The sequence below is a fragment of the Halomonas hibernica genome, assembly GCF_013183775.1.
In the GTDB taxonomy this organism is placed as follows: Bacteria; Pseudomonadota; Gammaproteobacteria; order Pseudomonadales; family Halomonadaceae; genus Vreelandella; species Vreelandella citrativorans.
The window spans coordinates 1-23,834 of sequence record NZ_VIFN01000016.1 but is presented as its reverse complement, the minus strand read 5'-3'; the positions used below and the strand labels follow the sequence as shown (position 1 = coordinate 23,834).

The window sequence follows — 23,834 nt, the reverse complement described above, 5'->3', positions numbered from 1 at the left end:
CTATAAAACATTTTTTTAAAAGAAAATTTAATTTTTCTATGGCCAATAGGATTGAAAATGCATTGTTCTGGACAAATGTTAATAGGTCAGCAGGCAGTCACCGGCAGTAGCGCAGTTATCCATGCCGTCAACCCGGCCACAGGTGAGCAGATGGAGCCACCTTACCCCGGGGGGGGTGCCGCTGAGGTAGAGAAAGCATGTCAGTTGGCTTTGGCCGCCTTCGATGACTATCGCGAGCTAGCATTGGAAGACCGTGCGTTATTTCTTGAAACTATCGCCAACGAGATCGAAGCTATTGGTGAAGTTCTTATACAGCGCGCCGTGTCTGAGTCCGGTCTCCCCCAAGCCCGCATCGTGAGCGAACGCGGTCGTACTTGTGGCCAGCTGCGCTTGTTCGCTTCCGTCGTACGTGCTGGCGAATGGTTGGATGTGCGGATCGACCCAGCCATACCCGACCGCCAACCAATGCCTCGTACTGACCTGCGTCAGCGTCATATTGCTCTTGGCCCGGTGGCGGTGTTCGGTGCCAGTAATTTCCCGCTAGCCTTCTCCGTGGCCGGCGGCGATACCGCCTCGGCACTGGCCGCTGGCTGCCCGGTGATCGTCAAGGCGCATTCCGCCCATCCCGGTACCTCCGAATTGGTAGGCCGAGCGGTGCAAAAGGCCGTATCTAAGTGTGGTCTCCCGGAAGGCGTTTTCTCAATGCTGTTCGGTTCAGGCCGTGATGTCGGTGCGGCGTTAGTCGCCGATTACCGTATTAAGGCAGTAGGCTTCACCGGCTCACGCAGCGGCGGGACTGCGCTAATGCAGATTGCTCAGCAGCGCAAAGAGCCAATTCCGGTCTATGCCGAGATGAGCTCGATCAACCCAGTGTTCCCTCTGCCGTCCGCGCTCAAGGCACGTGGCGAGACAATTGCAGAGGGCTTTGTAGCGTCCCTCAATATGGGAGCTGGACAATTCTGCACCAGCCCGGGTTTGGTTGTTGCCGAGAAGGGCGAGGCGTTGGATGCCTTTGTCTCTAAGGCTAGGGACGTTCTTCAGCAGTGTGCATCACAGACCATGCTTACCCGGGGGATATATGAAGCCTATCAGCAAGGATTGGATCGGCTCTCCAGCCACGCTAATGTGAGCGAGGTGGCTCGCGGCCAGGTGGGCGATTCGCCCAACCAGTGCCAGTCGGCACTATTTATCACTACTGCAACCGACTTCCTCGCTGATGAGGCGCTGCAGGATGAGGTGTTTGGGTCTACCTCGTTAGTAATTGAATGCACCGACTCGGCCGAAGTGAAGCAGATCGCCGAACTGTTGGAAGGCCAGCTTACCGCTACGCTGCAGATGGATGATGCCGATTTCGACATAGCGCGTCAGCTACTGCCAACTTTGGAACGCAAGGCAGGACGTATACTGGTCAATGGCTGGCCGACCGGTGTCGAAGTTGGACATGCTACGATCCATGGAGGGCCGTACCCAGCCACGTCCGATAGCCGCACAACTTCAGTAGGCAGTGCAGCGATTTTTCGCTTTTTACGCCCGGTGTGTTACCAAGCGCTGCCAGACAGGTTATTACCTGGGCCGCTAAAAGAGAGCAATCCGATGGGCCTCAAGCGACTCTACAATGGAAAGCGCGAGACGTAATTTTGCAATTTTAGTTATACGCTGATCAAGCCGACATGAGTAATTCATGTCGGTCCATATTTAACTTAGATCCGCCTTCATCAAGCAGTAGTCTTGTTTTCAGTTCTCGTCGATATTTCGTGCTCTTGGGCATAATCATCAATGACCATAGAAAGGGGGAGCAGACGGGGCCAGTTTGCCCTGCTCGCCTGCCGTTTTCCCGTACCATTCGCCTCTAACGTCAAAGCCCATGCGCCAAAGCAGCGAGCAGTATATAGATTCCACGAAATCACTGCAGACTCCCGAGGGCGCTAAGCTGGATCACGGATCTCATTGCTGAAGCAACGAACCAAAATTAGTTGTGAGTTATTTTTCTCCCAACACTCACACCATGATGAAGTAACTATGTCGGCGAGCAAGAGAGTGGGGTCCTTCAACAGTAACGCCACGTAAGGCAGCGGCGATATCGAAAGGTTGGCACGCTATCTACCTTGCTTGGGTGACTGAAAGGGTGGTGTCGAATGACGGGAAGCGAGCCGCCGATCGTGTCAAGTGCTTCAGACTAACCCATATCCCACCGATGACCCTTAGTTCCCCTGCGATGTGTATTTATACATTATGGAAGAAGCATAAAAAGAGGTAAAAATGTACGATTTCATCATTATTGGTGGCGGCATTCTTGGCATGTCCACTGCGATGCAGCTCATTCAAACCTACCCCGGGCGTAGGATATTGCTTGTCGAGAAGGAGAGCGGCGCAGCCCAACACCAGACAGGTCACAACAGCGGCGTGATCCATGCTGGCGTTTATTACACTCCGGGCAGCCTCAAGGCGCGCTTCTGTCTGGCTGGCAACCGCTCCCTTAAGGAGTTTTGTGAGGCGCACGATATTGCCTTTGATGAGTGCGGAAAATTGTTGGTAGCGACCAACGAGCTAGAGATGCAGCGCATGCAGGCGCTATGGGAGCGTACCGAGGCCAACGGCCTTGAGCGCAGCTGGCTGAGTGCCAGTGAACTGCGCGAGCGCGAACCCAACATTACAGGGCTGGGCGGGATCTTTGTACCTTCAAGTGGCATAGTCGATTATGCCGAGGTCGCCGCTGCTATGGGGCGTAAATTCGAGATCAAAGGGGGCGAGGTTCGTTATGCTACGCAAGTCACCGGACTGGAAGAGCGTACCGATGAAGTCGTGGTAAAGACCACCTCAGGTGAGTTTATTTCCCGCTACCTAGTGTCCTGTTCAGGACTGATGGCCGATCGTGTGGTTCAGATGCTAGGCATCGCGCCAAAGTTTATCATTTGCCCGTTTCGCGGCGAATACTACCGTCTGCCACCCGAGCAGGACCGCATCGTAAATCATCTTATCTACCCAATTCCTAACCCAGCGATGCCATTTCTTGGCGTACATTTGACGCGCATGGTTAATGGCAGTGTCACAGTAGGCCCGAACGCAGTACTCGCTTGGAAGCGAGAAGGTTACAATAAAAGCGACTTCTCGCTGACCGATAGTCTGGCGATGCTGGCCAACCCGGGAATCCGAAAGGTACTCAGGGCCAATTTGCGTCCGGGCCTAACCGAGTTGAAGAATTCACTGTATAAGAAGGGCTACCTCGACGAAGTACGCAAATATTGTCCGAGCCTTACTTTAAATGATCTACAACCTCATCCCGCCGGGATACGCGCCCAAGCGGTCTCCGACGATGGCAAACTAATCGACGACTTCCTATTCATCAATACGAAACGTACCGTGAATGTCTGTAATGCTCCCTCTCCAGCCGCAACTTCAGCGATTCCTATTGGAGCGCATATTGTTGATCAGATCCGAGCGCAGGTCGATGGCTGATACTATCCAGTTCACGTTACTCGGTTAGAAGGGGGCATAATTAAAGATGGCTGTGGCGCGGGCGAAACCTGTATTTGCCAGTTAATTAAGTTTAGGATGTTTGCACGCAGGGCCCACTGGCGCCTCCAAATGGGGTTTTCACCGTGATAGGGGCTTCACAATGGCCATGATATTGAGAGCTTATAGCCGGATAGAACAGCCTAGCCTCCGTTTAGAAGTTCCATCTTAAAATGACTTATTCTTATCGCCGTTTCGCGGCAAACAGGTATTAGATGATTGGTTAGTTGTACAGTGGCATTATTAGTTGAGCCCAGGCTCGATTGTTGCCTGCCTTAAATTTGCTGCCATCAATGGCCATCACTGATTGTGAAAAGCGCCCCAGACGCCGACATATCAAGACAAAGTCTCGCAGGTGGCTTGGATCGCCTTGCCATTGTGCTTGCGGACATCGGTGATCGTTTTGAAGTCCGGTGCGAGGCGCTCCGTTAGCCACATGAGTTCAACATTCCGCTGAGCCTCACGTTCCAAGCGGCGGCTGGATTGCACGCGGTTGAGGTAAACGTAAAAAAAGATTTTTAGAAGTACAGCGGGGTGATAGGCGGGCCGACCCGTTGCCTGGGACTCAATGCCTTTGAAGCCCAGCTGTTTGAGGTCAAGAGCGCCAACGAAAGCTTCAATGGCCCGAACCGGATTGTTATCTAAGATGAAAATCCTCCAGAAGCTCAGGAAACAACATAGCTTGGAATCGGGATTCACCTGCGACGAAACGTTTCATCGGTACCTCCCACGATCTGTCAGGGGGAAAGTATAGTGACAACTTCGTTTCACACAGCCTCGGCCGAAAGCGGCCAAAGCAGCCTCTTAATTGTGTCTATAACACTAAGGGCAGTCACTTCTCCTGCAAGATCAATCCAGATCTAAATGTGATCATGGCTAAAGTGGGATGACAAATTATGTCAATACTGAATCATGTATGTATTACGCGATATGCCGATGGATTCGTATGTAAGGTGCTTAATGTCGATGTGTCTGGAGGCCTGGGTAGTAGTCCTTGAGCGGCTTGCCGAGTCGGCTCTGCCATGTAGGTATCTCACACCGTTTTAGCATGCGATGCATGACAACCGGAGGTTCAGAAATTCACGCGGTACGACAAGAAAATCATCCAGGCATAAACGGAAAATCACGAAACAGTTCCTCCAGTCAGCGTGGCAAGCAGGTTGTAACACATGTGCCGTCGGTCATAGGCATCGTTACGGTACCGCCAGCTTACTAACAGTGATGCTAGTAGGTTCTGCCTGGGTCTCGGCACGGGACTTTGGTGTCGTGGTCGCGTAGTTTATGCAGCTTCATCCGTGAACCTCCTCCCGAATTGCCAAGCTCTCAGGCTATATAACTTTTATAGCTGATCCGGTCATCCAGAACCATATAATGAGGTGCTAATCAGTCATCCCAAGATTTAACAATGTAGTTTTGACCAAATATTTTAAATAGTTCTTTAATAAGCAAATGAGCTCCTGAAGATAAATGAGCCCCAGAGCGTCTAACGACACCATATGGCCCCATCAAAGAGGGTATGCACACGTCTAGCTGGGAAAGTATATTAGTGCTCACGCAGAATTTGGCAACTTCTTCAGGGATAACTGCCACCAAGGTTGGGTCTTGATGCAGTAACATTAGAGTGGTGAAAGTTGACGAGGTCTCTATTGGATGCTGAATTATTTCTAAGCCAGCTTTGTTAATTTCATACTCTAAGGACTGACGCATTGGCATGTTAGAAGGGTATACTATCCATGAGTAATTACTTAGATCTTTTAGTTGTAAGAAACTGGTGTTTGAAAGAGGGTGCGCCTTATTAGCAACGACAGCCAGAGGCTCTTCACTGAGTTCAATACTGTCATAAGCTGCTATTTTCTGTCCTACACTTGATCTACATATGGCAAAGTCTATTCGCCCTTTATCAAGAAGTTTCAATAAATTAGCGCTGGTGTCCTCAAAAATTTCAATTGAAATAGCTGGCTGTACCGACCGTAAATTATGTATCGCTTTTGTCATTGAAGGAACAGCCCCCATTGTTGTTCCGATAGCTAAGTGCCCTCCGTGGCCTTGCATTATCCCTACAATCTCTTCTCTCATATGCGCTAAGTCACTATAAACTAATCGTGCATAACGGATCACACATCTACCAACTTCATTTGGCTCAATTCCTTTAGGTTTGCGTTCAAAAAGCTGAGTGTCCAGGGTATCTTCAATTTCATGTAGTGATTTAGTTGCTCCAGGCTGAGATATATTTATAACATGTGCTGCTTTATGAATTGAGCCATGATCGTCCAAGGCGATTAAAAGTTGCATGTGCTTTAGGCGCAAGCGTGAGGTGATTAACTTTAATGATGGGACCATGAAGTAAGCCTTTTTTTAAGTTAATGTTAATTTGATTAGAATGATGCTTATTGATTAAATAAATTATTTTAATATCCAATTCATTTTGAGGTGAAGGATGTAAGTGTAGCTCTAATCGTGGGGCGACCGCTTAGAGAATACTATGTTTTGGTGCTTCAAGGCCTCTCATATTTCTCAAGACTAGCTTTTAGCATGAAGTTACAAACATGGCAGGCTCAGTGAACAACATTTGAGTCAGATGACGTACACTATCAGCTCGGTGGCTACGGAACTAAGATCGCGATTAATTTTGAATAAGTACTTACTAACAGTCTTAGCAGTGTCGTCTCGATAGCTAGTTAGCAGTGTCAACCAGTGGTGACATCGACCTAGGCGGTCATCAGCATATGGCATTATCTCTAAGCGGCGCTTAACATCATGAGGGGATCCTCACCCGGCCAGCACAACCCCATGCCGGGCATAGAGGCTGGCTAGCCGATCTTACCTAGGTATATGGCCCCGGGAAGTAGTGGGCAGGGTCTTCATAAAATTGCTCGGGAGCATACTGCCAGCGTTCAAAAATAAACCAACAGGCGTTTTGTCCTTCAACGCCCTTAACGGACGTGCATGGCCATTGAGAACGGCGCCATCGACAATGGTGCGCCTGGGGCACGGCTGCACTACGATCCCAATTACTACGCCGCCAACGTTCTGGATACAGATGGCTACAGTCTCGAGTTCGTCTACAAGAACTGGCAGCATGTCCGATGAAAAAACTACTGATTTACAGCGCGACCGGCTATACCGACCGCATGGCGGCAGAGCGTGCCAAATCGTTGGGTAATCCTCCCATTTATAACCGGAGCGATAAGTAGAGTTGGTTAGGCCGCCATGGCCACCTTCTGTTTCGGTGTTATCCCACCCAATGCCATGTTCGGTCGCTCGTGGTTGTACGTCCAGAGCCAGCGTGTGGCAAAATCCTGTACTTCAGCGATCGAGTCGAAAAGATAATGGCTCAACCAATCATAACGGACTGTTCGGTTGTAGCGTTCAACATAAGCATTCTGCTGCGGATTCCCCGGCTGGATATATCGAAGTTCAATGCCTTCCTGCCTTGCCCAGGTAACGAGCTTACCGCTGATGTATTCCGGGCCGTTGTCACAGCGAATGGCTTTTGGCTTGCCGCGCCATTCGATCAACTGCGTGAGAGAGCGTATTACGCGCTCTGCCGGCAGCGAGAAGTCTGCATCGATGATCAGACCTTCCCGGTTGTAGTCATCGAGCACGTTGAACAATCGATACGTTCGGCCGTCTGCCAACTGGTCGTGCATGAAGTCCATAGACCAACAGCCGTTCAGAACCTGCGGTACCGACAAGGGTTCCGGCTTTTTCCGCACCAGTCGCTTCTTGGGCTTGATCCGCAGGTTAAGCTCCAGCTCCCGGTAAATCCGGTAGATGCGCTTATGGTTCCAGCCGAAGCCCTTCACGTTGCGCAGATACAGGTAACACAGCCCAAACCCCCAGTTACGCTGGTTATGGGTTAAACGCACCAGCCAGTCGGCAATCACCGCGTTCTCATGGCTCAGCTTTGCCCGGTAGCGATAACAGGTCTCACTGATACCAAAGGCCACACAGGCCAGCCGTACACTGCAGCGATCGGCATCAACTGCATTTTTTGCCATCTCTCGGCGTTGAGATGGCTTTACCACTTTCCCTCAAGGGCCTCCTGGCGAAGCTCGGATTTCAAGCGCTCTTCGGCGTACATCTTCTTGAGCCGACGGTTTTCGTCTTCCAGGTCCTTGAGGCGCTTCATCATGGACGCGTCCATACCGCCATACTTCGAACGCCATTTATAAAACGTGGCACTGCTCATACCGTGCTCGCGGCAAAGTTCAGGAACCGGCACGCCAGATTCGGCTTGCTTCAGAATCGCCATGATCTGGCTGTCGGTAAAACGTGATTTTCGCATGTGGAATCTCCTGTCTGTTCAGAGTACAAAATTCCACTTATCACCGCGATTATTTTTCGGGGAGATTACCCCACAATTATAAGACCTTAGTCTAACCCTCTATCAACTGACAACTCTACTCCAGTTGCTATAAATCTTTGTAATAGCAAGCTCTTCCTAATGCTCAGATCAGTAACTCATGCATAGAGAACGTAAGCCTGATGCGAAATATGGCTTCACAAATCATTTTTAAGATTGTATAAAATATAAAAAATAAATTGATGCTGACATCCACCGTAGCGCCAGCGTTGATCATCAGGACAAAAAAATCACAGGTGTTTCATGAAACGAGTGCATATCATCGACTCTCATACAGCAGGTGAACCCACACGGCTGGTAATGAAGGGATTTCCAACTCTGCCTGGTGAAACCATGGCAGAAAAATGTGAAGCGCTTCGTACTTCGCATGATCAATGGCGGCGCGCCTGCATGTTGGAGCCACGTGGGCATGATGTGTTGGTGGGAGCGCTTTATTGTGCTCCTGAGGCACCAGATGCAACTTGCGGTGTCATCTTTTTTAACAACTCGGGGTATCTGGGCATGTGCGGCCATGGCACTATCGGTCTCATCGCATCCCTGCACTATCAAGGCCTTATAGAGCCCGGCACTCATAAGATAGACACTCCTGTTGGCCCAATTAGTGCAACCCTTCACAACGACGGTGCCGTTACTGTCCGAAATGTCCTTTCTTATCGCTATCGCCAACAAGTCCCTGTTGAAGTGCCTGGATATGGGCTTCTGCATGGGGATATCGCTTGGGGAGGCAACTGGTTCTTCCTTATCAGTCAGCATGGCCAATCGCTAGCGCTTGATAACACCGAAAAGCTAACCGAATTCACCTGGGCCGTACGCCAGTCACTCGAAGCGGCCTCGATTACTGGTGAGGACGGCGGGCTAATCGATCATATTGAACTCTTCACAGAGGACGAGGCAGCCGATAGCCGTAACTTTGTGCTTTGCCCCGGCAAAGCATATGACCGCTCCCCTTGTGGTACCGGCACCAGTGCCAAACTGGCTTGCCTAGCGGCAGATGGAAAATTATCGCCAGGAGAGACCTGGGTACAAGCCAGTATTTGTGGGAGCCAGTTCGAAGGACACTATGAATGGGAGGGCAATGGCATCCGCCCCTATATCAAGGGGCGAGCCTATCTAAGTGCAGATGCCACCCTACTTATTGATGAACAGGATCCGTTTGCATGGGGCATTTCTGACGTGTAAGCACACGACTCATTAGCCCTGATTCTTCATTAACCAAGCAGCACCGATTACTCCACTATCGACTCGGTGCTGAGTGAGTACTGGCAACACCAACCGAAAGGAAAAGCAATGAGCGATAACATTTTTACAGGCTGCATCCCTGCGTTAATGACCCCCTGTAATGCGGACCGTCAACCGGACTTCGATGCTCTGGTTGCTAAAGGTCGTGAGTTAATAGATATCGGTATGAGTGGCGTCGTGTACTGCGGCTCTATGGGCGATTGGCCACTGCTAAGCGAAGCACAGCGCCAAGAAGGGGTTGCCCGTTTAGTTCAAGCAGGCATACCGACCATCGTGGGCACTGGCGCAGTCAATACCAAAGAGGCCGTTTCCCATGCAGCTCACGCTGCCAAAGTAGGAGCCCATGGTCTGATGGTTATTCCACGCGTGCTCTCACGAGGCACATCAGTAGCAGCACAGAAAGCTCATTTCTCAGCTATCTTAGATGCTGCACCTAAGCTGCCCGCCGTCATTTATAATAGCCCACACTACGGCTTCGCGACGCGTGCAGACCTTTTCTTTGAGCTGCGTCATCGTTACCCAAACCTAATCGGCTTCAAAGAGTTTGGCGGTGCCAATGACCTACGCTACGCTGCAGAAAACATTACCTCCCAGGATGAAGATGTTACGTTGATGGTAGGTGTAGACACGACTGTCTACCATGGTTTCGTCAACTGTGGCGCCACCGGTGCCATCACTGGCATTGGCAATGCTCTCCCCCGCGAAGTGCTCCAGCTCGTCGCTCTTAGTAAAAAAGCCGCACAAGGCAATGTCGAAGCACGCCGTTTGGCCAAAGAGCTTGAGGAAGCGCTGGGAGTTCTCTCATCCCTCGATGAGGGCGGCGACTTAGTTCTCTATTACAAACATTTAATGGTACTCAACGGGGACTCCGAGTACTCCCTCCACTTCAATGAAACTGACACTCTGAGCGATGCCCAGCGCCACTATGTGGAATCTCAATACGCCTTGTTCCGTACCTGGTATGCCAATTGGTCTGCTTCCTTAGAGAACATCTAAGGCTCAGTGGTACACAATTTTTTACCGCTTAGCAGCCGACTGCTCCAGCACAGCTAATGTGCTGGAGCGAACTCTCTTTGGTAGGAGTTACTCATGCACCGTATGAGTCTGGAGGAAGCCGAGGTACTGGCAAAAGCAGTGCTCAACGCCCAGGGCTTCAATCAAGAACAGACACACGCCCTATCTCAAGCAGTGATAGCGGGGCAACGCGACGAGTGCCATTCACATGGCCTTTACCGCTTACTCAACTGCGTTAAAACGCTAGCGGCAGGGAAAGTGGTCGCCAATGCTCAGCCAGAAGTGTACGACCACGCCCCAGGCATCGTACGGGTTGATGCCAAAGGAGGCTTTTCGCAACTTGCCTTCGAGGCTGGCTTACCCATTTTAACGGCAAAAGCGCGTGAGCAAGGAATTGCTGCGCTTGCCATTAATCACTGCGTACATTTTTCAGCCTTATGGGTTGAGATTGAAGCTATCACAGACCAGGGGCTGGTAGCGCTGGCCTGTAATCCCAGCCACGCCTGGGTGGCACCCGCTGGGGGCAATCGACCATTACTGGGTACAAATCCGTTGGCCTTTGGCTGGCCGCGTCCCAATGGTCAACCACCATTTATCTTCGACTTTGCTACCAGTGCAATTGCTCGCGGTGATATCGAGCTCCATCACCGCGAAAATAAGCCCATTCCCGAGGGTTGGGGTATCGACCGTTTAGGGCAGCATAGCCAAAACGCTGCTGACGTATTAGACGGCGCGCTACTTACCTTTGGCGGCCATAAAGGCTCTGCCTTATCTATTATGATTGAGCTTATTGCTGGCCCACTCATCGGTGACTTAACCAGCGCTGAATCACTAGCATATGACGATGGAGCCGGAGCTTCCCCCTATCACGGCGAACTCATACTCGCTATGGACCCTGAGCGCTTTCTGGGGAGTACGCTCGAGGATTATATGGCCCGGGCTGAAGATCTATTCTCGTCGATCATAGCCCAGGGCGCTCGCTTACCTTCGCAACGACGATATACGGCACGGCAACGCACTCAAAAAGAAGGTATTTCAATTCCAGAGTCTCTATATCAGGAGTTGTCACGCCTAGCGCGATTATGACGGCTCCTTTCTTACCTAACATTAGCGTTATTCTAACGACGGAGACGAACATGACATTGCAAGGCAAAATGCTGATTGGCCAACAAGCAGTACAAGGCTCTCGTGACGCCATTTACGCAATCAATCCAGCGAATAATGAACGTCTTGAACCCGCTTATTTAGGCGGCTCTCAGACAGAGGTAGAAAGGGCCTGCGAGTTAGCGTGGCATTCATTTGACAGCTACCGCGAAACGCAGCTGGAAGCACGGGCACAGTTTCTCGAGACCATTGCAGATGAGATAGAAGCGCTCGGAGAAACACTGATTAACCGAGCAGTGGCCGAATCTGGCCTTCCCCAAGCCAGGATTCAAGGGGAGCAAGGACGAACTTGTAACCAACTACGGTTATTTGCAAAAACCCTACGCAATGGTGAATGGCTAGATGTTCGAATTGATCCGGCCATGCCTAATCGTCAGCCCATGCCGCGCGCTGATTTGCGTCAACGCCATATCGCGCTTGGCCCAGTCGCTGTTTTTGGTGCAAGCAATTTCCCACTGGCTTTCTCCGTCGCCGGCGGCGATACCGCATCAGCGTTAGCGGCGGGATGTCCCGTGGTCGTCAAGGCCCACTCCGCACATCCAGGAACCAGCGAATTAGTAGGGCGTGCGATTCAAACTGCCGTCAAGCGGTGTGATCTTCCTGAAGGCGTATTTTCGCTAATTTTCGGCTCTGGCCGTGAGGTTGGGCAGGCATTGGTTGCGCACCCTTACATCAAAGCGGCAGGGTTTACTGGCTCCCGCAGTGGCGGCTTGGCACTATGGAAAACGGCACAGTCGCGCCCTGAGCCAATCCCTTTCTATGCTGAAATGAGCTCCATCAATCCAGTATTCCCTCTACCAGCGGCGCTGGAGTCACGTGGTGCCAGCATGGGGGCAGAATTCATAAGCTCGTTGAATATGGGAGCTGGCCAGTTTTGTACTAATCCTGGGTTAGTCATTGCCGTAAAGTCCAAGGGGCTAGATGCGTTCATTGCAGCGGCACGCCAAGCGGTCGAGAGCAGCAGCGCTCAAACCATGCTTACGCCTGGCATTCACCAAGCCTATACCCACGGTGTGCAAGCCCTTACCTCGACAGGTAAGGTCCACGAAGTTGCTCGCGGTCAAAAAGGAACTGGCCAAAATCAATGCCAAACAGCTCTTTTTGTGACTTCTGATGCTCACTTTCTGGCTGAGCAAACACTGCAGGAAGAAGTTTTTGGCGCGTTGTCGCTGGTAGTGGAATGCCAAGACCAGAATGAAGTTCAGCGCGTTGCGGAGGCGCTTGAAGGCCAGTTGACCGCCACCCTTCAACTGGCGGATGCCGATCAGGAAGTTGCTCGCAACCTGCTGCCAATTTTGGAACGTAAAGCGGGTCGGCTACTCGTCAATGGCTGGCCAACAGGCGTCGAAGTTTGCGATGCAATGGTCCATGGTGGCCCTTTCCCAGCAACGTCAGACTCACGCACCACGTCTGTAGGTACCGCAGCTATTTTTCGCTTTTTACGTCCTATTTGTTATCAAGATCTACCGGATGCACTTTTGCCAAAGGCATTGCAGCATAGCAACCCACTGTCACTTAAACGCCTAGTTAATGGGGAACGTGAAGGCTGATCAATAGGAGCTTGAGCCGCTCTCCTCTGAGGAGAGCGGCGCATCATTCATTGAGCCATGCAAGCTGATCAACGGTTCAACTACCGACCATTCAACCATCAATCATTCAACTACCAGCCATGGACATCTATATAGGTTTGTATAAAATGTGCAAATTAACTTTCAGGATGGACGTGAACCATGGCGACATTCAAAACACGAGCGCACTTCGTCGCCGACGACTTACGCAAACGTATTCTTGGCGGTGAGTTCAAGGGCGGTACTCAACTTCGTCAGGACGCCCTAGCCAGCGACTATGATGTCAGCCGTATCCCTGTTAGAGAAGCCTTGCTAACCCTCGAGTCAGAAGGGCTAGTAGAGTTTCATGCTCACCGTGGCGCTTTTACCACCGAGCTTTCCGTTAGCAAAATTAGAGAACTTTTCGAGCTACGGATTCTGCTTGAGACCTATGTACTTAAACATGCCATTGATAACCTCACTGAAGCAGACCTCGATAAAGCCGAGGATATACTGCGCAAATATGACGACGCTCTAAATCGCGGTGGCGAAGTCGACAATTGGAGTGAGTACAACTATGCCTTCCATTTGGCACTTTATGCGCCGGCCGAGCTTCCAGAAACGCTCGCTATCATTCATCAGTTAAATACTAAATCGGATCGCTATATCCGCATGCAGCTCGTCTACTCCCAAGAGATCGCAAAAGCTGAAAAGGAACACCATGAGTTGCTGGAGCTAGCGCGCCAACGCGACACCGACAATGCCTGCCAGCTGCTTAAAACCCACATTGAAGACGCCTGTGGAAGTATTATCGCAGTACTTGGAGAGCGTTCCAACCAAGCAGAGGCACTTTGAAGTATGAGTGCCACTTTAACTATCTTACCCCAGCCATTAGCTGCCTCTCCCTCTTCTGCTTAAGTCATAAATACTACTTCTAGCACCACTTCCCCTCTTCATATACTTCGGCTAGCTAACACTAGCGCCTTCCGGCTATTCGAATAGCTTTGGCGGATCAAGCCCTCTCCTATCGTTTCCACCCCACAAGCACCATTGAACTACTAGATAGTTCCATTTTTACCGCTCGCTGCTTGCCCCCTTGCCATCGCACGATGCTCCTCTCCTGCCATTTCTTACCAATATTTGTCGTTGACGGTATTGATCCAATTCACGAACCTGAGATATATTTTATACAATCTACAAAAAATAGAATTAAGGAAGCTTCATGAATCCACGAAGCACGAAGAGTAGCGGCTCTAACGAGGATGCCGATGTCATCGTTATCGGGGCGGGAGTCGTAGGTAGCGCTTGCGCCCTGTCCTTGAGCCAACAAGGCTTGCGTGTTTTGGTGCTGGACAGCTTCCAGCATCCGGGTATGGGTGCCTCATTTGGCAACGCGGGCCATATGGCAACGGAGCAGGTTTTTCCTATTGCCGATGCAGCCATTGTGAAGCGATTACCCAAAATGCTACTGGATCCAATGGGGCCGCTACGCTTGGATTGGCGCTATGTTCCCAAGGCCCTACCCTGGTTCACTCGGCTACTTTGGAATCTACGCAAGGCTCCTTATCAAGCCAGCGTAGCAGGCATCCGTGCCCTCAATGAGAATAGCCTGGATGCCTGGCGCCGATTGCTTGACACCATAGATAGCAGGTATCTGCTAAAAGAGGACGGGTCTCTCTTGGTTTATGAAAAAGATAGCGCTGCCGAAGAGTTAGCAGCACTTCACACAAGGATGGCCGACCAGCAAGTAGCCGTGGAATACTGGCAAGGCAGTGCAATTAGAGACATCGCTCCTCAATTGTCAGGCAGCATTAAAGGCGGGCTATTCTTCCCTGACACCGCACATACGATTAATCCCTCAAAGATCGTCGACTCACTCGTATCAGCTGCTAAAGCCAATGGAGTGCAGTTTAGACAAGAAAACGTCATATCAGGCCAAGACAATGGCCACGGTGTGATACTGAAGACCGCGAGTTCGTCCTCCTTCACGGCCGGCAAAGTTGCTATTTCATGTGGAGCTCATTCTGCCCATCTCACTGCCACGCTAACGGGCACTAAAGTTCCTCTTGATACGGAGAGGGGCTATCACCTGATGCTGCCCCATGAACGGCATCGACTGCCTATGGCAGTTACCTCGTTGGAGCGTCGTTTCATCATGACGCCCATGGATGAGGGATTACGATTGGCAGGCACTGTCGAATTTGCAGGACTCCATCGACCAGCCAATATGCAACGCGCTTGGCAACTGCACAAACTCAGCCAAGGGCTCTTCAAAAACGACTTGGATACTACCGAAGCCAAAACCTGGATGGGCTTTCGTCCCTCGCTACCTGACTCACTCCCTATTATCGATAGCGTTAAAAGTGGAAGAGTCCTACTAGCTTTCGGGCACCATCACCTTGGTCTCACTCAAGCCGCTATTACCGCCGAAATTATTAGCCAGCTGGCCAAGCAAGGAAACCAACAAACTCAATTGCCCTGCCAACTGCCCATTGATTTATCTCCCTATCGGCTAAGCCGATTTTCCTAGCACGCGACACCCCAACCCTAAGAACAACGTCATAGGAGCTATTATGTCTTCCCCAAAAGGTCTCGTAAGACTCCCTAACATGATAGAGGTTTTTGCCATCATGTTCGGCTTTATAGCCATCATGTTTGTCAGTATCAGCTTACTTGAACTCCCTATACAACTTGCCTTGTTCGCCTCTTGGTTTTTGATTATGGGGCTGGGTTTAAAACTTAAGCTTTCCTACGAAAACATGCAGGAAGGGCTTATTAAAGGTATTCATAATGGCATGGAGGCCGTTTTGGTGCTCACTACCGTGGGGGCACTGATTGGCACCTGGATTGCAGGCGGTATCGTACCGAGCATTATTTATTACGGCCTGTCAGTGATGAACCCACAGATTTTCCTTTTCGCAGCTTTTATTATTTGCTCCTTAACGTCTCTAGCTACCGGTACTTCCTTTGGTACAGTGGGAACGGCTGGGGTAGCGATGATGGGTATCGGTCACAGCTTTGGTATCCCGCTACCACTGGTTGCTGGCGCCGTGATATCAGGCGCGTACGTAGGTGATAAAATGTCACCGCTTTCCGATACAACAGTGATGACTGCGTCACTATGTAAGGTGAACCTTATAGACCATATTCGCTCGATGATGTGGGTTAGCGGGCCTGCGGTTATCATCGCGTCGATACTGTTCATCACCGTTGGTTTTTTCTATATCAGCGACACAGCAGACACATCTCAAGCAGCAGCGGCCATGCAGGCTCTGGAAAGCCACTTCACAATAACGCCTTGGCTGCTGCTTCCAGCGGCCGTTGTTATTATCCTATTGACTCGTCGCTTGCCAGCCATCCCTGTCATCACATTAGGTGCGCTCCTCGGCAGCATTTGTGCTTGGCTAGTGCAGGACATGAGTCCCGTTGATGCGATCCAAACCGCCTATTCCGGCAATGCAATGCAGTCTGATGAAGCGTTTCTCAACACTCTTCTCAACCGTGGCGGAATAGAGTCTATGTTGGGTGTCGTTGCCCTCATCCTTTTCGCGCTTGGTTTAGGCGGTTTAATGGAACGGGTCGGCATTCTACAGGCTATCAGCCAGGGGTTTCTCAGCTGGGCCAACAATCCAGGTCGACTTACCCTTTCAACCATATTGGGCGGCTTCTTCGGTAACTTCTTCGGTGGCGCAGCCTATGTCTCTCTCATTACCGCCAGCACGATAACTGAGAAGAACTACGACAAACAGGGGATCGATCGTCGTGTTCTCTCTCGTAACGCAGAAGCGGGCGGTACTATTACTACCCCTATGGTGCCATGGACAGACGGTGGTGTATTTATGGCCGCAACCCTTGGCGTTTCGACACTGAGCTACCTGCCATTCCTTTGGTATCATATGCTTGTATTGATAATCGCCATCTTCTACGGCTACGCCAATATTGCTATTTGGAGAACCTCACCAACTAATGAAGAAAATATAGCGGACAGCCACCAAAACGCAATCGCATCACAATAACAACTCAACACCCAACTAATTAAAATTAGCTCTGGTTTTTTTTAACCAGAGCTTTCAGCACATTAATAAATATGAATCGCCCCGGATATTTTAGACACCCGTTAGGCTCTTAAAGTAACGCCTTTCATAATCAACCGGTGACAAGTTATCACTTGTGCCGTGTCGGCGCTTTGGGTTGTAAAACATTTCAATGTAATTGAACACGTCACGTCTAGCCGCTTCGCGTGTTGAATAAATCTGTCGCTTGATTCGCTCCCGCTTGAGAAGTTGAAAGAAGCTTTCAGCAACGGCGTTGTCATGACAGTTACCACGTCGGCTCATACTGCCTACCAAGCGATTCGCTTTCAGAAAACTTTGCCAGTCTCCACTGCTAAACTGGCTCCCTTATCCGAATGCACCATCACCGTTCCTTGTGGCTTGCGTCGCCAGACTGCTGATAACAAAGCATCCAGTGCCAACTCCGTAGTCATGCGAGACTTCATCGACCAGCCAATCACTTGACGGGAAAACAGGTCGATAACTACCGATAGGTAAAGCCAGCCTTCGTAAGTGCGGATGTACGTGATGTCCGTCACCCAAGCACGGCACCAGGCCTTCAGGATAGGTCAATCACTATAAGTGCCGGATCAACCCAGGAACACCTGGCACCTTGTAGTCTTACTATCGGAGTGGACTATCACCCCCTTGGGCATCTTGCGGCCCCACAGGGGCATCTGCAGGGCATCACCGACCAGGTCAGCGGTCATACGTTCGCTCATCGCCCAACCGATGACCTTGCGTGAATACAAGTCGAGCAGCACGGCCAGGTAGAGCCAGCCTTCACTGATCGCTAAGTAGGTGATGTCACCGACCCATTTTTGGTTCGGCGCATCGCGGCGGAAAAGTCCTGTTTCAGTAGGTTGGGCGCCACGGGCAAGCCATGTCGTGAGTTCGTCGTGGCCTTGTACTTACGGGCTGCTTTGGCCCGCATATTCTGCTGCCGGAGGCTGGCACCACGGTATTGCGGCAGATGGCGACGCCAGCATCGTTCGGGTCATAGGTTAGCCTGGGGGCGCCTGAGCGCCCCTTATTCTGTTGAAAAGCCAGAGCCACACGCTTGTCAGTGCTGGCATGCTGACAGCGCCGTGGGGTCGGTTCAGCACCACGCTGTCACCAGGCGTAGTAGCCGCAGCGTGCCACACCGAGTACAGCTCACATACGCTGGATACCGACACGATTCACGTCAGAACTCATGACTAAAGTCGTAGTGGACAGTGTTTGTTAACGTGATAGAGTATATTTTATACAATATAATTTATTGTCATGATTGCCGTTGTGAATGGATGTCGACCAAACAAGAAATCAAAAGGATGGGAATGAACAAATGATCAATGCTCAGGAGTCTGCCGCACACGGCAGTAAGGAACGCCTCTTTCTTGGCCACCCCAGAGCTCTGGCAACGCTATTCGGCATGGAGGTCTGGGAGCGCTTTTCCTTCTACGGCATGCAGGCGATCCTGCTTGTCTATCTTTACCACACGACGACACAAGGTGGGCTTGGTATCAGCCAGTCGGTGGCGATCGGCATCGTCGGGGCCTATGGCAGCGGTGTCTATCTCGCCGCCATCTTGGGCGGCTGGTTTGCTGACCGTTTGTTCGGGCCGGAACGTACCCTGTTCTACTCCGGCATTATCGTGATGTTGGGGCACATCGCTCTGGCCATTCTGCCTGGCGTTTATGGGGTCGCAGCAGGACTGGTGATGGTCGCCATCGGTAGTGGTGGCGTCAAATCAACATGCTCGTCACTCGTAGGCTCACTCTACGATATGGACAGCCCGCGCCGTGATGCCGGTTTTTCGATCTTCTATCTGGGTGTCAATATTGGTGCGCTGACGGGGCCACTGTTGACGGGGCTCTTGCAGCAGCAGGCCGGTTTCCACTACGGGTTTGGTATAGCGGCGATCGGCATGGCCTTCGGCCTGTTTCAATACACGAGGGGACGCTCGCAACTTCCTGATAGCCAGAAAGTGGCCCCTACGCCGTTGCCTGCCGGAGAAGGGCGGAAATACCTGCTGGGTGGTGCAGTGGCACTGGTTGTCGTGGCTGTTGCACTTGCGGTTGGCTGGATTCGTGCAGATAACCTCTCGGACGTTTTTCTGACCATCATCTCCATCGTGTCCGTGGCCTATTTTTTTATTATCCTGCGCTCTACGAGGGTGTCGCCCAGTGAGCGGTTCCGGGTTTATGCCTTCATCCCGTTGTTCTTGACCAGTGCTGCCTACTGGGCCATGTATAGCCAGTCCTACACGGTGATCACTGCTTTCTTTGATCAGCGCGTCGACCGTCAACTGGGGGGCTTCGAAATTCCCGTTGGTTGGCTGGTATCCATACAGGCGTTGATGATCATCATACTCTCGGGGCTCTTTGCCTGGATGTGGACGACGTTGGGTAAGCGACAACCCAGCTCCACCATGAAGTTCATCATCGCGATGGTGATCATTGCGCTGACGTTCCTAGGCTATCTGCCTTACCTCGGCAGCGGTGCCTCGACCATGCCGCTGTTTATGCTGGGGGTCCTGCTGTTCGGTTTCTCGATATCAGAGCTTTTCCTGTCGCCTATCGGGCTTTCGGTCGCGACCAAGCTGGCACCAACGGCGTTTCAGACACAGATGCTGGCACTGTTCTTCATGTCGATGGCGCTGGGATATGCTGCTGGCGGAAAACTTGGCACCTTTTATACCGAAGAGACCGAGGTGGCGTACTTCATCGGCATGGCGGGGCTGGGTGGCGTTACCGCTCTTCTGCTGCTGCTTTGCTTCCCGTTCATCAAACGTGCTGCTCAGGGCGCGCACTGATACCGCCACCCCCGCCGGATGGGGAACACCCATCCGGCGGGGGGTGGTTCTGCATTCATGAAATTACCGCAGCTCGTGTCAAAATCTGCCACTCTGTTGCCCTTTCATGATTGCCTTTTCCCGACGACCTCTTTCCGACGACCGGGAGTGCTTTCATGCCTCTTCTCTCTAGTACCCTCCTGGGAAACATGCACATTGCCGATCATGCTATCGACGTTCCGTTGTGTTGGTCCGAACCTGAGCGGGGGGATATTCAGGTGTTCTTTCGCGAAGTCTGCCATGTGTCCAACCAAGGCAAGGAGCTTCCTCTGTTGGTGTACCTACAGGGGGGGCCTGGTGGCCGCAGCCCCAGGCCGGGTAGTGATGGCCCGGGATGGCTGGAAGAAGCCATCAAGCACTATCGGGTCATTCTTCCCGATCAACGCGGTACGGGCAGAAGCTCTCGAGTCAATTCGCGAGTGATGCAGCGCTTTTCCTCGCCTGAGCAGGCCGCTGACTATCTCGCGTGTTTTGATGCACATGCCGTCGTAGCGGACCTTGAACACATTCGTAGTTCGCATTACGGCGGGGGTCAATGGGAGACGCTTGGTCAGAGTTACGGGGGCTTCCTTACCCTGACGTACCTGTCCACTGCACCGGAGGGTCTGGCCGGGTGTTACATCACTGGGGGTTTGGCAGGGCTGCAACCCGATGCCGATGAGACATACCGGCTCACGTACCGCAGAGTGGCCAGCAAGATGGCAGCTCACCTGAGACGCTACCCGGGGGATGGCACTATTCTCGACAGGCTGGCGGATCATATCCAGGCGCATTCGCCGACCCTCCCCAATGGCGACCCGTTGACCGTTCGACGTCTGCAGAGCATTGGCTTAATGTTGGGCATGCAAAAAGGTAGTGAGCAATTGCACTGGCTTCTTGAAGATGCGTTTCATGACACGTATCAGACAGAACTCAATCCGCACTTTCTGGTTGAACTCATGCAGTTGACTGGCATGGATGAGAACCCGCTGTTTGCGGCTCTTCACGAGAATATCTATGCCCACCCCGGTGGCACGACGCGTTGGGCGGCTCAGCGTCAACGAGAGAATTTTCCGGAGTTTGACGAGTCGGCACGTCCGCTGTTTCTGACGGGGGAAATGATCTACCCATGGATGTTTGACGAAATCCAGGAGCTTCATGCCTTCCGGGAGGGAGCGCAACAGCTTGCCCAGCGCTCCCCAGCGCGACCCTATTATGACCTCGCGCGCTTGAGTACCAATACCGTACCCGTTGTCGCGGCGATCTATTTCGACGATATGTATGTCGATAGCTCTCTCTCCCTTGAAACAGCCGAGCATGTCTCGAACCTGACGTACTGGCTTACCAATGAACACGAACACGATGGGCTCCGCGATGACCCCGGAGTGTTCTTGCGCCTACGAAAAATGCTGCAGAACCGCTGATGGCTGGCAAGACCCCTAATGACCCTCTTAATAACACGCTACGAGGGCCAATCACTGCGTTACTCGGTGCTCAAAATCCTCATATAGCCTGCCTATGCTTCGGTTTTTGCGCTCCGGGTGCCTTATGCTTAACGCTCTCAATGACTTTTTCAGAGGATTCCTAACAGGAGGAGCCCCATGACGAAAGCTTCGCTCACTACCCCATCTTCTCGCCTGGCGGCATTTCGACAGGTGTTGGATGAGCACCAGATAGATGCCTGGTGGATACCTTCCAGTGATCCGCATTGCTCGGAATATCTTCCGGATCACTGGAATGCTCGTGAGTGGCTTTCGGGTTTCGACGGGTCCGTTGGCACGCTAGTGATCACGCAGGATTCTGCGGGTCTATGGGTTGATTCTCGGTACTGGGATCAGGCCGAGCGACAACTCGCTGGAAGCGGTATCAATCTGATGAAACTACCGCCGGGGAACCTCGGCGCAGCGATGACATGGCTGGCGGAATCCCTCAGCCCTGGGCAAACAGTAGGGCTTGACCCTCACGTCACCCCGTGGAGTATTGCACGACATCTTCAAGAGGTGCTGGATGACAAGGGCATCAGCATCCGCGCGGAGAAGGACTTACTGGATAACGTCTGGTGCACGAGACCGGCACTGCCCTGCTCAAGACTCTATACTCATGAGCGTCGCTACCTTGATGAGACACCAGCAGATCGTCTAGCCTTTATTCGTCGAGAAATGACAGCACAGCAGGCCGATTTCCACCTCATCTCGTCGCTGGATGACATTGCCTGGATCACCCAACTGCGTGGCAGCGATGTTGCCTACAATCCGTTATTCCTATCCCACCTGTTGATCGACCAGCAACAGGCCACCCTGTTTACCAGGCTGGATCGCGTTGATGAGGAGCAACATGACTTCCTGCGTCAGAATGGCATACATGTCACGGACTATGGCGAATGGCTGTCAGGCGTTATGTCGCTTTCTAGCGGCAAGCGAGCACTGATGGATCCAAACAAGGTGTCGCTGGCAACGCGTCAGGCGGTTCCCGAGAATATCCACGTGGTAGAGGGGTATCAGCCATCGTCATTGCTCAAGGGGCAGAAGAGTGGCCAGGATATTCGACACATCAGAGCTGTCATGCAGCAGGATGGGGTAGCGCTTTGCCAGGCATTCTCGTGGCTGGAGGAGCAGCTCCAGCACGGCAAGACCGTGACTGAGTGGGATGTCGATCAGGCATTGGTGAGTGCACGCTCGGCGTATGATGATTTTGTCAGCCGTAGCTTTGGCACGATGTGTGGCTTCAATGCCAATGGTGCCCAGCCTCATTACCAGCCTTCCGAAACATCTCATGCCCTGATTGAAGGGAATGGACTGCTGTTGGTTGACTCTGGTGCCCATTACCAGGGTGGCACAACGGATATCACCCGTATGATTGCCATCGGACAGCCGACAGCAGAACAGCGCCGCGACGTAACACTGGTCCTCAAAGGGGTCATCGCCCTGACGAGGGCAAAGTTCCCAAGAGGGCTGCCTTCTCCCTTCCTAGATCCGCTGGCTCGGGCTCCTCTGTGGGCCGAAGGGCGTAACTATGGACACGGTACCGGTCACGGTGTCGGGTACTTTCTGAATGTTCATGAAGGTCCACAATCCATTGCCTGGTACACCCTGCCGACTCCCGCTACCGCGATGCAGCCAGGCATGGTCACGTCTATTGAACCGGGGCATTATCGTCCGGGAGAGTGGGGGGCCAGACTGGAAAACCTCGTCGCCACTCATGTCTATGAAAGCGACAGTGGAGAGTCGTTTCTCGAATTCGAGACACTGACACTATGCCCCATTGATACCCGCTGCCTGTCACTTGATCTCCTGGATGACAGCGAGATTTCCTGGCTCAACCGCTATCATTCTGAGGTGTGGGAACGGTTGTCATCCAGTGTGAATGGCAAGGCAAGGGACTGGCTGCTGGAAAGAACCGTCGCCATCAACACGCGGTAATCTTATGGTTCATCGCAGTTTGCTGGGAAACGCGGCACCGATCTTTAGGGAAAAGTAGGCTGTGTCCCCGTTGCGTGTTAAGGAGCTACCTTGAGAGATAGATACATGCCTTCCGAGGTAGCGCCTATGAACACGCTCACCTTTCAGCATTGGTAGAGTCAGCTCCCACGCCTTAATGCTCGACAGAAATGCCAGCTCCGAGATCAGTTGTATCCGCCACCTCGGGAAGATGCTCTCCACGATATCTTGCCCGCACTGTAGGTCTGCCGCACTGTGAGACGTCTGCCGCGCAGCTGGCTCCTTGGGGCTGGAGTCGAGGGCTGCGCCGCTATCGGTGCCGAGAATGTCGTCGTACCTGTAATGTGTTGACGGCCACTCCACTGGCTCGCCTCCGGAGAGTCTCTTGCTGGCAGGCGTATACCCAGGCTTTGATCGAGGGGCTGACCGTACGTGCGGCGGCACAGCGCTGAGGTATCAGCAAGAACACGGCATTCCGATAGCGACACCCGTTCCTGTGGCGCAGAAAGGGCCTCACGTAGATAAACCGTGTTTAGGAAGCGCTTCATAAGCCGAGGGTTGGCATTGACTGCTGATGAACGATGAAGAAGTGACGCCAGCCCCTCTGCGAGATTCATCAAGCTACGAAATGTTTCGTCTGTTCCGACTAGTTCGTATAGAAACTCTTGATTGATAGTATCGCCTCTC

15 protein-coding genes and 5 pseudogenes are annotated in these 23,834 nt (G+C 52.0%); 14 read left to right on the top strand and 6 right to left on the bottom strand.

The features are described 5' to 3' along the window. Positions 1-57: 57 nt before the first annotated feature. Positions 58-1,635 carry an aldehyde dehydrogenase (NADP(+)) gene (locus tag FKN99_RS16310; RefSeq protein ID WP_172118849.1) on the top strand — a complete coding sequence of 526 codons (1,578 nt, stop codon included), beginning with the start codon at positions 58-60 and terminating at the stop codon, positions 1,633-1,635. Positions 1,636-2,259: 624 nt separating this feature from the next. Continuing rightward, positions 2,260-3,456, top strand: a complete 1,197-nt coding sequence (lhgO, locus tag FKN99_RS16305) for an L-2-hydroxyglutarate oxidase (RefSeq protein WP_172118848.1) — start codon at positions 2,260-2,262, stop codon at positions 3,454-3,456. Positions 3,457-3,772: 316 nt separating this feature from the next. Here lhgO and FKN99_RS16300 read toward each other — a convergent pair. The 3 genes and pseudogenes from FKN99_RS16300 to FKN99_RS16295 all read right to left on the bottom strand — a co-directional run. Then, positions 3,773-4,231: pseudogene (locus tag FKN99_RS16300) on the bottom strand (transposase); the annotation flags it as partial. A 232-nt stretch (positions 4,232-4,463) separates the two neighbouring features. Then, a pseudogene (locus FKN99_RS18190) lies at positions 4,464-4,796 on the bottom strand (IS481 family transposase); the annotation flags it as partial. A 100-nt stretch (positions 4,797-4,896) separates the two neighbouring features. Continuing rightward, positions 4,897-5,805 (bottom strand): LysR family transcriptional regulator, encoded by a 909-nt coding sequence (locus FKN99_RS16295; protein ID WP_253927068.1) that lies wholly within the window; start codon positions 5,803-5,805, stop codon positions 4,897-4,899. 654 nt (positions 5,806-6,459) lie between these two features. Here FKN99_RS16295 and FKN99_RS16290 point away from each other — a divergent pair. Next, positions 6,460-6,603 (top strand): VOC family protein, encoded by a 144-nt coding sequence (locus FKN99_RS16290; RefSeq protein ID WP_216658137.1) that lies wholly within the window; start codon positions 6,460-6,462, stop codon positions 6,601-6,603. Positions 6,604-6,713: 110 nt separating this feature from the next. Here the strand turns inward: FKN99_RS16290 and FKN99_RS16285 are convergent. After that, positions 6,714-7,801, bottom strand: a protein-coding gene (locus FKN99_RS16285) for an IS3 family transposase (RefSeq protein ID WP_085942797.1) whose coding sequence is annotated in 2 segments (ribosomal slippage) — positions 6,714-7,546 and positions 7,546-7,801 — 1,089 coding nt in all. Because the reading frame shifts where the segments join, the coding sequence is not laid out codon by codon here. A 321-nt stretch (positions 7,802-8,122) separates the two neighbouring features. Between FKN99_RS16285 and FKN99_RS16280 the strand changes: the two genes are divergently transcribed. The 7 genes from FKN99_RS16280 to nhaC all read left to right on the top strand — a co-directional run bounded on the left by FKN99_RS16280 (position 8,123) and on the right by nhaC (position 16,859). Next, positions 8,123-9,058 carry a 4-hydroxyproline epimerase gene (locus FKN99_RS16280; RefSeq protein ID WP_172118846.1) on the top strand — a complete coding sequence of 312 codons (936 nt, stop codon included), beginning with the start codon at positions 8,123-8,125 and terminating at the stop codon, positions 9,056-9,058. A gap of 108 nt (positions 9,059-9,166) precedes the next feature. Next, a complete protein-coding gene (locus FKN99_RS16275) occupies positions 9,167-10,114 on the top strand; it encodes a dihydrodipicolinate synthase family protein (protein WP_022520342.1) in 948 nt (315 codons plus the stop codon). 93 nt (positions 10,115-10,207) lie between these two features. After that, positions 10,208-11,218 carry an Ldh family oxidoreductase gene (locus tag FKN99_RS16270; RefSeq protein WP_172118845.1) on the top strand — a complete coding sequence of 337 codons (1,011 nt, stop codon included), beginning with the start codon at positions 10,208-10,210 and terminating at the stop codon, positions 11,216-11,218. A 50-nt stretch (positions 11,219-11,268) separates the two neighbouring features. Continuing rightward, positions 11,269-12,846 carry an aldehyde dehydrogenase (NADP(+)) gene (locus FKN99_RS16265; protein ID WP_172118844.1) on the top strand — a complete coding sequence of 526 codons (1,578 nt, stop codon included), beginning with the start codon at positions 11,269-11,271 and terminating at the stop codon, positions 12,844-12,846. A 180-nt stretch (positions 12,847-13,026) separates the two neighbouring features. Continuing rightward, positions 13,027-13,698, top strand: coding sequence for a GntR family transcriptional regulator (locus FKN99_RS16260; protein ID WP_172118843.1), 672 nt, complete (start codon positions 13,027-13,029; stop codon positions 13,696-13,698). A gap of 367 nt (positions 13,699-14,065) precedes the next feature. Continuing rightward, positions 14,066-15,373: an NAD(P)/FAD-dependent oxidoreductase gene (locus tag FKN99_RS16255; RefSeq protein WP_172118842.1), complete on the top strand. Its 1,308-nt coding sequence runs from the start codon at positions 14,066-14,068 to the stop codon at positions 15,371-15,373. A gap of 43 nt (positions 15,374-15,416) precedes the next feature. Then, positions 15,417-16,859 (top strand): Na+/H+ antiporter NhaC, encoded by a 1,443-nt coding sequence (gene nhaC / locus FKN99_RS16250; protein WP_172118841.1) that lies wholly within the window; start codon positions 15,417-15,419, stop codon positions 16,857-16,859. Between the two features lie 90 nt (positions 16,860-16,949). On the opposite strand, the pseudogene FKN99_RS16245 reads toward nhaC, so the two are convergent. Both FKN99_RS16245 and FKN99_RS18185 read right to left on the bottom strand, forming a co-directional pair. After that, positions 16,950-17,443 (bottom strand): annotated as a pseudogene (locus tag FKN99_RS16245) (IS3 family transposase); the annotation flags it as partial. Between the two features lie 60 nt (positions 17,444-17,503). Then, a pseudogene (locus FKN99_RS18185) lies at positions 17,504-17,829 on the bottom strand (DDE-type integrase/transposase/recombinase); the annotation flags it as partial. 348 nt (positions 17,830-18,177) lie between these two features. On the opposite strand from FKN99_RS18185, the gene FKN99_RS16235 reads away from it, so the two are divergent. The 4 genes and pseudogenes from FKN99_RS16235 to FKN99_RS16220 form a co-directional block, all read left to right on the top strand. Beyond that, the gene (locus FKN99_RS16235) at positions 18,178-19,692 is read left to right on the top strand and encodes a peptide MFS transporter (RefSeq protein WP_216658136.1); all 1,515 of its coding nucleotides are present in this window, start codon (positions 18,178-18,180) and stop codon (positions 19,690-19,692) included. A gap of 155 nt (positions 19,693-19,847) precedes the next feature. Continuing rightward, positions 19,848-21,134, top strand: coding sequence for an alpha/beta fold hydrolase (locus tag FKN99_RS16230; protein WP_172118840.1), 1,287 nt, complete (start codon positions 19,848-19,850; stop codon positions 21,132-21,134). A gap of 177 nt (positions 21,135-21,311) precedes the next feature. Further along, the gene (locus FKN99_RS16225) at positions 21,312-23,129 is read left to right on the top strand and encodes an aminopeptidase P family protein (protein WP_172118839.1); all 1,818 of its coding nucleotides are present in this window, start codon (positions 21,312-21,314) and stop codon (positions 23,127-23,129) included. A gap of 260 nt (positions 23,130-23,389) precedes the next feature. After that, positions 23,390-23,596 (top strand): annotated as a pseudogene (locus FKN99_RS16220) (IS1595 family transposase); the annotation flags it as partial. Between the last annotated feature and the right edge of the window lie 238 nt (positions 23,597-23,834).